Annotated in this window: 7 protein-coding genes; 2 read left to right on the top strand and 5 right to left on the bottom strand. The window is 59.4% G+C overall.

All coding sequences use genetic code 11. The features are described 5' to 3' along the window. A partial coding sequence (locus tag HWN72_RS28050; protein ID WP_211152022.1) for a hypothetical protein occupies positions 1-719 on the top strand: 719 nt, incomplete at its 5' end. Positions 720-1,092: 373 nt separating this feature from the next. Here the strand turns inward: HWN72_RS28050 and HWN72_RS28045 are convergent. The 3 genes from HWN72_RS28045 to HWN72_RS28035 form a co-directional block, all read right to left on the bottom strand. Next, entirely contained in the window at positions 1,093-2,202 is a 1,110-nt protein-coding gene (locus tag HWN72_RS28045) for an alkene reductase (protein ID WP_211152021.1), read from the bottom strand. Positions 2,203-2,249: 47 nt separating this feature from the next. Then, positions 2,250-4,520, bottom strand: coding sequence for a TonB-dependent receptor (locus tag HWN72_RS28040; RefSeq protein WP_211152020.1), 2,271 nt, complete (start codon positions 4,518-4,520; stop codon positions 2,250-2,252). A 187-nt stretch (positions 4,521-4,707) separates the two neighbouring features. After that, positions 4,708-6,045 carry an MFS transporter gene (locus tag HWN72_RS28035; protein WP_248006410.1) on the bottom strand — a complete coding sequence of 446 codons (1,338 nt, stop codon included), beginning with the start codon at positions 6,043-6,045 and terminating at the stop codon, positions 4,708-4,710. Between the two features lie 204 nt (positions 6,046-6,249). Between HWN72_RS28035 and HWN72_RS28030 the strand changes: the two genes are divergently transcribed. Beyond that, a complete protein-coding gene (locus HWN72_RS28030; protein WP_248006409.1) occupies positions 6,250-7,968 on the top strand; it encodes an NAD(P)/FAD-dependent oxidoreductase in 1,719 nt (572 codons plus the stop codon). A gap of 20 nt (positions 7,969-7,988) precedes the next feature. Here HWN72_RS28030 and HWN72_RS28025 read toward each other — a convergent pair whose 3' ends face one another. Beyond that, the gene (locus HWN72_RS28025) at positions 7,989-8,975 is read right to left on the bottom strand and encodes a LysR family transcriptional regulator (RefSeq protein ID WP_211152019.1); all 987 of its coding nucleotides are present in this window, start codon (positions 8,973-8,975) and stop codon (positions 7,989-7,991) included. A gap of 91 nt (positions 8,976-9,066) precedes the next feature. Next, on the bottom strand, positions 9,067-10,068 hold the full coding sequence (locus HWN72_RS28020) for an NADP-dependent oxidoreductase (protein ID WP_211152018.1): 1,002 nt from the start codon (positions 10,066-10,068) through the stop codon (positions 9,067-9,069). Between the last annotated feature and the right edge of the window lie 3 nt (positions 10,069-10,071).

The following is a 10,071-nucleotide window of genomic DNA, read 5'->3' as shown; positions in this document are numbered from 1 at the left end:
AAAAAAACCGCTGGAGGCCAAAACCCAAAGGGCGATCGAAATGGACCAATGGCCTCGCAAGTCTCATCCCCATCCTTTGCCTTCTCACTTACGTCATCCCCATGTGGCACGACATGAAGCGCAGCGGATGGATTCCAGACACGGACGTCGAGATCCCGTTTCCCGAAAGCGGCAGCGTCACAGTCAATCGGTCCATTGATCCGCGATCGGCGACCTCAAGCCTGAAGGTCGTGACGGACATGGGGAACGCCGTCATCCAGCTCTATGATCCTGCGACCGACAGCCATGTCATTTCCGTCTACGTTCGTCGTGGCGACGAAGTCACGATCCCTGTCCCGCCGGGCACATACCGAATGCATGTCATCGAAGGCGAAAAGTGGCACGGCCATGAACAATATTTTGACAGCACAACCACGTTCGAGACTGTCAATCGCGAAATGACATTCAGCGAACGGCGCGGATGCGGCATTGATCTTCACCGCTCGCGAGCCGAAAATCTCCACGCGAGAGCTAATTTCTCAGCACCGCAACTTACGAAAATAAAGAAATATCCGATGCCTCACCCTATTGTTACAATCGTGCTGCTCGGCCCAACTACTACAACACACTATGCTCAAAAATCAGGCAGGGGCGGCACTTGCGTCAATGAGTCATCGCAGGTGCCAGTCGCGCACCGCCCTGTCATGATAAATGGGAAGCAGCTGACCAGCGACGGCTGACCCATGTTGCACTGCCCGCGGGGATCCATCCGCCGAGGGCCGAGCCAAGTCCTCCAGCCATTACCGCCCCGACTTCCTTCGCCAACGTCATCGCGGTCAAACGATTCCGGGCCGAAAACAGCTCTGGCAGATAGGACGGCTGGATTCCGGAGACTGACCCCGAATTCCCGTTTCTCCGATCAGAAAGCTTAACCGTAAATCTTTAGTAGGATGCGTGCCCGGCCACATGACCGCTCACGTTTTTGACCTACATGGATAATTTGCCCAGCGTCTCCCGCTAATCTTCCGCCTTTCCAAACGAAACCCACTCTCAGGACGCGTTATCCAATAGGTCTTGCAACGTGACGTTAGTTCACCAAAGGAAAACCGCTTGCTACGCCGAGAACCGAGGGTAATCGGTATATCCTTTTTCATCGCCGACGTAGGCGTAGTCGAAATTGGGCGAAGTGAGTTCGAGACCGTCCCTGAGCCGGCGGACCAAATCGGGGTTAGAGATGAACGGTCTCCCGAACGAGATTGCGTCTGCCTGACCACCTGCGATGAACTGGCTCGCTGACTGGGCGTCAAAACCACCGTTCTGGATTACCATCCCGGAGTAGCTGCGACGCAGGTCCGCCATCACGGGGTGCTCCGGTTTTTCCGTGAATCCAGAAACGATTGCCTCGATCAGGTGGACATAGGCCAGCCCGGCGGCCTGGGCGATGCGACCAATCTCCGCTGCGAGCGCAGCAGGATTTGCGTCTCCCATGCCTTTGCGCTCGCTTGTGGGACTGACCCGCATTCCCACCCGACCCGGCTCGACATCTGCAATGACGGCATCGACAACTTCGCTCAGAAACCGGGCTCGGTTCTCTACCGAGCCACCATAGCGATCTTGCCGGACATTCGTCTTGGATTGGAGAAACTGATCAATCAAATATCCGTTCGCAGCATGGATCTCCACCCCATCAAAACCGGCCTGCATGGCGTTTCTCGCTGCTGATGCATAACTGGCCAGCGCCCGCTCGATGTCTTCGCCGCTCATTTCCCGCGGAACGACATAAGGTTTCATCGGCAGGAGAAGACCCGTGTCCTGCGATGTGCGAGGTGCGAAGGTCTCCCCCTCACCCGCGATCGGCGACGGTCCGATGGGCAGTTCACCATCAAGATAGTCAGGAAGTACGAGGCGTCCCATATGCCAAAGCTGGCATACGATCCGGCCTCCTGCCTCATGCACCGCATCGGTCACCCGCTTCCAGCCGTCGACCATCTGCTCGGACCAGATACCCGGCGCTCGAAACCAGCCCATGCCCAGCGGATCGACGGCCGTCGCTTCCGATACGATTAGTCCGCAATCGGCCCGCTGCGCGTAATACGTGGCCATCATCTCGGTGGGCACATGATTGATTGAGGCCCGAGCACGTGTGAGCGGTGCCATCACCACTCGGTTAGACAAGCTGAGCGATCCAAGGTTCGACGCCTCGAAAAGTTTGCTTAAGGTCATTTCATTCACTCCTTTGATGGCACCGCCCGCTGCAGCCTCGTCGAGGCTCAGAAATCCAGGCCGAGCGTCAGCCCATATGTCGCCGGTTCGCCGCCGAACTGGACGGGCACGACGACGGTGTTGATGAGGTCCTTGTACTGGACGCCGGTGACATTCCTGCCGAAGGCGGTCAGAGAATAGCGGTCACGCTTGACGGTCAGGCTGAGGTCGAGCGTTCCGTACGCCTTTTGATAGGCAGCAGGACTGTTCAGGACATCAACATAGAAATGGCTTCGCCACGAGTAGGCGACCCTCCCGGTAAGTTCCGTGTCGCTTCCGATTTCGGCTGTGTAGGCCGCCGACCCGTATGCCGTAAATTCCGGAGCCTTAAGTAGTTCCTTTTTCAGCGATTGCTGAACGGTCAGATTGGCCGCGAAAGGCCCGTCCAGCCTGTCGTACTTGGAATCCGTCCAACCGAAGCTTCCGGTCAATTCGAGCGGCTCGACGGGCTTGAGGGTAAGTTCCGCCTCGATGCCTCCGAAGGTGGCTGCGCCGGCATTCTGAAGAACCTGCGTTGCGCCATCGAGGATGGTCAGCTGCAGATCGTCATACTTCGTATAGAACGCGCTGACGTTGAAGCGTGCCTTGCGCTGCCAGAACGTTGACTTGAAACCCACCTCAAACGAGGAGGCCATTTCCGGATCAACCGGACCGAGCTGGGCCGCGGTCGTCGCACGACCGTTGAACTGTCCGCTTCTGAAGCCCTTGGTCCAGGACGCATAGGCCATCACGCCTGGAGTGAGGGTATATTCGGCCCCAAGCTTGGGAGAAAAGTTATCCCAGCTCTTCTCGTAATCGGAAAAGAGGCTTGGGCAGCCGGTGAAACCTGGGCCCGTGCAGACCCCGAGCGGAGCAATGTGCAGCTGCTTCTTTTCCCAGCTGTAACGGCCGCCTGCGCTCAGCGTCAGTCCGTCGACAGGATGGACGTTCACGCTGGCAAAGCCAGCATAGGCCTCGGCCTTCTGCACATAATTACCCTGCCGGTTCGTCACGAAGTAAGTCGCAGCGTTGGGATCGGCGAGCACATTGGATTGATAGCGGCGTTCCTGCACAGAAAGACGATGCCGGTCGAAATAGAAGCCAGCGACGAAATCCACGGTGTCGGAGAAGGTCGAGGCGAAGCGAAGTTCCTCACTGAACTGCCGGCTGCGGATGATGTTTCCGCGCGGAAATTCGAGAATTCGGAAGGGCAAGCCGTCCTCGAATGCGAACTGATAGTTCACGTGCCGGTATCCGGTGACCGAGGTGATCTTGCCGAAGCCCACATCAAGGTTGATTTCGCCGACCAAACGCTGGGTCTTGATCGAGGTATATCCCAGCCCGTTCTGGTTGGTTTCCCACTTGCCGGTAGGCGGGGTGTAGCCGAAGCGCGACTGCATGAGGCCTTCATAGCCGGTAACCACTCGGGCGGCGTTGCCGTTACCGCCCATGTCGACGACCTCGCCGAACAATGCGATGTCCAGCGTATCGGTCGGTTTGATAACCAGGGTCGGGCGAATGACCCACGTATCGACAGAGCCGATCCGGCCCGTCTCGCCGTCCGGCGCAGTTCCCGACGGATTGAAGGGTGCCGGGACGAACGAGCCGCCATTGTTATCCTTGAAGAAGCCTTCACGCTCACGGTGCAGGACGGTCAGCCGTGCAAGGATGGTGTCCTCGACGATCGGACCCTCGATCGATACGGCGCCATCGTATCGCTTGTAGTTTCCAAGCGTGAATTCAGCCTGGACGCCGAACTGGTCGGAAGGCCTGCGACTGCGCAACGATACCGCGCCGCCGGTCGTGTTTCGTCCGAACAGAATACCCTGCGGGCCACGCAGGATCTCCACGCCCTCCAGATCGAAGGCATCCTGGATGGTGCCGCCCTGGAAGTCGTAGACCATGCCATCGACGACAACGTTCACGGCCGGATCGATAGAGCTGGTGCTCCCCGAGACGCCGATGCCGCGGATCGAGTAATTGGAAAAGCCCGGAAGCGTCGCAGCCGACGTGAAGTTGGCGTTGGGAGCCATGTGGCTGATGTCGATGATGTTCACAGCCTGCGCAGCCTTGATCGTCTCGGCTGAAAGCGCGGTGATTGCGACAGGCACGCTCTGCGCGCTCTGCGCGTTGGCGCCCTTCTGCGCCGTCACAATGATATCGGCGATCCCGGTGTCCGAGCCTGTCTGCTCCTGCGGTGCCGCGGCGCGGTCTGCACCCGACTGTGTTTGCGCTGCCGCCTGGCCGCTCAGTATGGTCGCACCCAGCAGCGCCGACAGAATTGCAGTTGAATTACGCATGACGATCCTTCTCCTAATTTCCCCGGAAGCTGCCGCATGATCTCGTCGCTGTCGGAGATGAGCGCCGACACTCAGTGCGGACAGGGTCCGAGCCCCTTGTTGTTTGGTATTGGCGCGGTTGAGGTCCTCGCGCCCAAGCCCTTGGCTTTCTCATTGTTGGCGGGGAGCGTCCAAGCGTCCCCACGCTTCAGGCGACCTGTTCCCAGTCCTTCGCCAATCGCTTTCCTGCACCGAAGTACAAAAGCGCAGTCAGAGGATAGAGGATCAGCCCGCAAATCATGATGGAGTATCGCAACGCATCGTCACCGAACTGCCCGTGAAGCGTATCTGACAGCGCGCCAAAGCTCACGGTGCCGATGCCAAGCCCGATGAAGTTGCAGATGAACAGGAAGATGGCAGCTGCCGTTGACCGCATTCGCGCAGGCGCAAGCTGTTGGATCGCGGCAATGGTCGGCCCAGTCCATACCAGCCCCATTGCCTGCGGTACGATAAGCAAGGCAAAGAGCATTAATGGCGTCGTAACCGTGACGGCCGCGAGCAGGAATGGCAGGCCGATTACGAATGCAATGCCCGGAACCCAGCCATATGCCGCCTTTCGATGAGCACCGAGCCGGTCACTGAGCCATCCGCCCAGCAGAGTTCCTGCAACGCCTCCCGCAAAGGTGATCAACGCGAGGTATCGCGACGTTTCGGTCAGCGAAAGGCCCTGACTGCGGTGAACGAAGGAAGGGAGCCAGAAGCCGAGGCCATAGCTCAGCATTGAGGCTGTGGCGGCACCGAGCGAGAACAGCCAGAAGCTGGGCTTGCCGGCTACGTGGCGCACGACCTCGCCCAACGACGCTTCTGTCCTTGCCGACGTCACCGGATCAAGGCGGCCTCTGCGAGGTTCACGTACGCTCAACAGCGCGATTGGGACCATAAAAAGCCCGCCAATCCCAAGTACGAAGAAGGCAGCCCTCCATCCATAGGATGCTGCAATCGCACCGCCGACGAAGAGCCCAAGGGCCGAGCCGACAGGCAGGCCGAGCGTAAGCACTGCCATGGCTCGGGCGCGCTCACGAGGCGCAAAATAGTCGGCGAGGACCGAGTATGTCGGCGCCACGCCACCGGCTTCACCGATGCCGACACCCAGCCGTGCGAGAAAGAGCTGGGTGAAGCTGCCAGCGAGCCCACAAAGCGCAGTGAACACGCTCCAGAGCCCGACCGCCATCGCAATGACCCGCACCCGGTTAACCCGGTCGGCGACACGGGCGATGGGGATGCCAAGAGCTGAGTAGAATATCGCAAAGGCGAGACCGCCCATCAAGCCGAGCTGAGTATCACTGAGATCAAGTTCTGCCTTGATCGGAAGTGACAGAATTCCAAGGATCTGCCGATCCATATAATTCAGACAATAGATGATCGCCAGAACGAGAAGCACGGCATAGCGATACTTGCCAGGTTCGACTGGCGCCGTTTCCGGCAGCGATGCTTGATGATCAGCCTTAACCAATTCGATATCGTCCGGCTGGTGACTCCTCGCCAAGACCAACCCTCCCCTGCGCTCTATAGTTGGGGCCTACTCGCCTGAACTGTTGGCTCAGCGCCAATATTGAGTTGGTCTGCACCTCATAAGCGGGCGCTATACCCAGCGCGCTGGCCGCCCAGCCCATAGGCTCTCTCTTCGCGCCGCTATATCCGGCGACTATGGCTGGCAGACCCAATTCCTAGTTCCAGCCCCCCTACCCGGATGCCACTCACGACGATGCAAAACGGCGGGCATGCAAGCAGCAAAGCCTGCGGCGGTGGCTTGGAGACGGATTACGTGACTGACAAAATTTCCGAACAGGGTTCGCAACAGCTAGACGTCGTCGTGGTTGGCGCCGGATTTGCGGGGCTCTACCTCGTGCACAAGTTGCGCTCCCTTGGGTACGATGTACTCGGCCTGGAAGCTGCGGCAGACGTCGGCGGCACCTGGTATTGGAACAGGTATCCAGGTGCACGGTGCGATGTGGAGAGCCTGCAGTATTCTTATTCCTTCTCGGAGGAACTCCAGCAGGAATGGCGCTGGTCCGAGCGCTTTGCACCGCAGCCGGAAATCCTGGCCTACCTCGGGCACGTCGCTGACCGGTTCGACCTGAGGCGCAGCTTCCTGTTCAATACCAGGGTCGCCTCGGCGCGGTATGACGAAAACGCAAACCTCTGGTCGATCGCAACGGAGACAGGTGGCCGCTTCTCCGCTCGCTTCTGCATCATGGCGACCGGCAATCTGTCGGTTGGTCGTATCCCCGAATTCGCCGGACTTCAGGATTTCGCTGGCGAGGTCTACCACACCGGCAATTGGCCACACGAAGGCGTGGACTTTACCGGGAAGCGCGTCGGCGTGGTCGGGACCGGCTCATCGGCGGTCCAGTCGATTCCGCCCATCGCGGAGCAGGCTGAGCATCTCTATGTCTTCCAGCGCACGCCGCATTTCAGCGTGCCGGCGCGTAACGGCCCGATCGAAGACCAGTATGACGCCGAATGGAAACGGGACTATCCTGCGCAGCGGGCGAAGGCGCGTTCGACGCGTTCCGGCGTGCTCTACGACTACGGCACGAAATCAGCCCTCGAAGTCGACGCTGGAGAACATGCTGTCGAACTAGGCCGCCGCTGGGAAAAGGGCGGAACCAACTTCCTCTATGCCTATAACGATACCCTGCGCTCTGAGGCGTCTAACCAGATCAGTGCCGATTTCGTCCGGGAGCGCATCGGCGAGATCGTGACCGATCCTGCGGTCGCAGATAAGCTGATGCCCAAGGATTACCCGATCGGCACCAAGCGGATCTGCGTGGACACCGATTTCTACGCCACGTTCAACCGGTCCAATGTGACGCTGGTCGATGTGCGCCCCTCACCCATCACCGGCTTCGATCAGAGCAGCCTCAAGACCGCCGATTCAAGCTATCAGCTGGACGCGGTGGTCTTCGCGACCGGCTTCGATGCAATGACCGGCGCTCTGCTCAAGATGGAGATCGTCGGCCGGAACGGTCACTCCCTGCGCGACAAGTGGGCCGAGGGCCCGAAGACCTACCTCGGTCTCGCGATCGCCGGTTTCCCGAATATGTTCATCGTAACGGGCCCTGGCAGTCCATCCGTCCTCAGCAACGTCGTGATCGCCATCGAGCAGCACGTCGAATGGATCGTCGACTGCATCGAGAAAATGGAGCACGAGGGCATCGCTACCATCGAGGCCGAGGAAAGCGCACAGCAGGAATGGGTCGACCATGTGAATGACGTCGCCTGCCAGACGCTCTACTACCAAGCCAATTCTTGGTTCCTGGGCGCGAACGTTCCCGGCAAGCCTCGCGTCTTCATGCCGTATGTCGGCGGTTTCAACACGTACGTCGCCAAATGCGATGACGTAGTGCGAAACGGGTATGCAGGCTTCACCATGACAAAAGATCAGGCCGAGGCAATCCCGGCCTGATCCTGACATCCCAATTCCGGTCAGCGCGCTGCGCTGGCCGGGATCGGAAACAGCGTGGAGGGCTTCACCCTGAGCACGTGGGACTGCGAAGGCTGCTCGGTCTCGAGCGGCAGGTCGTCGCGGAGTGCAGCACAGGCACGAACCACGATGTCACGCACCTCGGTGGCCGCCCTACCCAGTTCGCGACCGCTCAGGCTCCCAATCGACATCACGCCTCGCATATCCGGATTTACGATCCTGCGCGCCTGGAGGCGGCCGTCACGCACTTCCTCAATTACGGATGATCGGGGTAGCAAGGCATAGCATTCCCCCGACAGCGCCATCGACCGCAGAGCCGAAAGCGATTCCGTCTCGATTACGGAATGAAGGGCCTTGCCGCGACGCTCGGCGACATCGTCCAGAATCTTGCGCCAGGCCGTCGAACGACACGGCATCACCAGCGGGAAATTCAATATTTCTTCGAACTCGATCTCTGCGGGCACGGGCTTGTTGGCAGGCTTGCCGACAAGACAGAATTCATCGACATAGAGCGGAATGAGATCGACGCCGCTGTTCTCCGGGAGGCTGAACAGCACGGCAAGATCAAGCTTGCCTTCGTGCAGCCACTCGTAAATCGCCGCGGTGCTGGCATCTGCAATATAGAGGCGCACGTCCGGCAATTCGTTTCGCAGCATCGTGTAGAGCTGTGCACTGATAATTCCAGGCAGCGTGGAAGGCAGACCAATGGACACTAGGCCCTTGGGCTTGCCCTTGCGCGCCTTCAGAGCATTGATCGCATCCTGATGGTGCTTCAGGATCACGACGGCCCGCTCATAGAGAAGGCGCCCGTCGTCGGTCAGCTCGATACCGCGATTGCTGCGTGTGACCAGGGTAGTGCCGAGTTCCACCTCCAGGTTGGACAAGTGAACACTGAGCGACGGCTGTGCGACGTGTAAACGCTCGCTCGCCTTCATCAGACTGCCCGCCTCAACCATGCCGGCGAAATAGCGCAAATGCCTCAATTCCATCGCATCTCTCCTATCAATCGCGAGGTCGGCCCATTTTTTCGGGCACTTGCAATCCTAGCGATTCATTGTGTCTTGCTGCGGGATCGGCCCGCTAGATCAGCTTGATGATACGTTTCCCTTCGTTCTCTCCACGATACAACCCAGCCAGCGCGTCCGGCGCTTTCTCGATCCCGTCCAGAACGTCTTCGCGATACCGTAGCGATCCGTCGCGGATCCATTGCGCCAGTTGTGCCACGGCCAGATCATACTTGTCCACATGATCGAACACGACAAACCCTTCCCAGCGCGCGCGCTTCGACAAGAGTATGCGGTCATGTCTGGGGCCCTGCGGTTTCGAGCTCCAGTCACTGACGCCAATCGTACCGCTGACGATGATCCGCGCGCGTTCCGCCAGAAGATTCATCACCAAGTCACTGACGGGTCCCGCAACGTTGTCGAAAAAGACGTCGATGCCGGCGCCGCTGTGCTGCTGGAGTGCTTCTGTCAGATTTTCCGATCGGTAGCTGACGGCTGCATCGTACCCGTAATGGTCCAGACATGCCGCGACCTTGGCATCTGACCCGGCGATGCCAATTGTACGACATCCCAGATTTCGGGCGATCTGACCTGCAGCCGACCCGACAGCACCAGCCGCAGCCGTCACAAGCACCGTTTCTCCAGGCTTCGGCCGGGCCACTTGCGTAAGAGCCAGATATGCCGTGATTCCATTGATCCCGAGCACGCCCAGCGAAAGGCTGGGCGCCAGCCCACTCTCCTGAACTTTGCGGATGACGGATTCGGCCCCAACTGCGGCATATTCTTGCCAGCCGAACCAGCCGAGGACCATCTCCCCGGGCTTGAAGCCTTCACAGTTCGACGCGACAATTTCACCGACGGCAAGCGAACGCACGACTTCCCCGATCCCGATCGGGGTCGATACGCCGCCGCCATCAGACAGCCACCACCGCATGACCGGATCAACCGATAGCGCATGATTGCGCACTAGGATTTCCCGGTCTTGCGGCGGCTTGACCGTGGCAGTGTCAATCGACAGGTGCTCAGCTTGAGCAACGCCCGCGGGGCGTGCGGAGAGGATCACCCGCCGATTCTGCATGAG

It is taken from the genome of Novosphingobium sp. HR1a, from assembly GCF_015594425.1.
In the GTDB taxonomy this organism is placed as follows: domain Bacteria; phylum Pseudomonadota; class Alphaproteobacteria; order Sphingomonadales; family Sphingomonadaceae; genus Novosphingobium; species Novosphingobium resinovorum_A.
Note: the sequence above shows the minus strand (reverse complement) of the source record. Positions and strands in the feature narration are given on the sequence as shown.

Excerpts from the sequence above, each read along its gene's own strand:
- HWN72_RS28045 (WP_211152021.1), bottom strand. The coding sequence starts at position 2,202 with ATGACCTTAAGCAAACTTTTCGAGGCGTCGAACCTTGGATCGCTCAGC.
- HWN72_RS28040 (WP_211152020.1), bottom strand. The coding sequence starts at position 4,520 with ATGCGTAATTCAACTGCAATTCTGTCGGCGCTGCTGGGTGCGACCATA.
- HWN72_RS28030 (WP_248006409.1), top strand. The coding sequence starts at position 6,250 with ATGCCACTCACGACGATGCAAAACGGCGGGCATGCAAGCAGCAAAGCC.
- HWN72_RS28025 (WP_211152019.1), bottom strand. The coding sequence starts at position 8,975 with ATGGAATTGAGGCATTTGCGCTATTTCGCCGGCATGGTTGAGGCGGGC.
- HWN72_RS28020 (WP_211152018.1), bottom strand. The coding sequence starts at position 10,068 with ATGCAGAATCGGCGGGTGATCCTCTCCGCACGCCCCGCGGGCGTTGCT.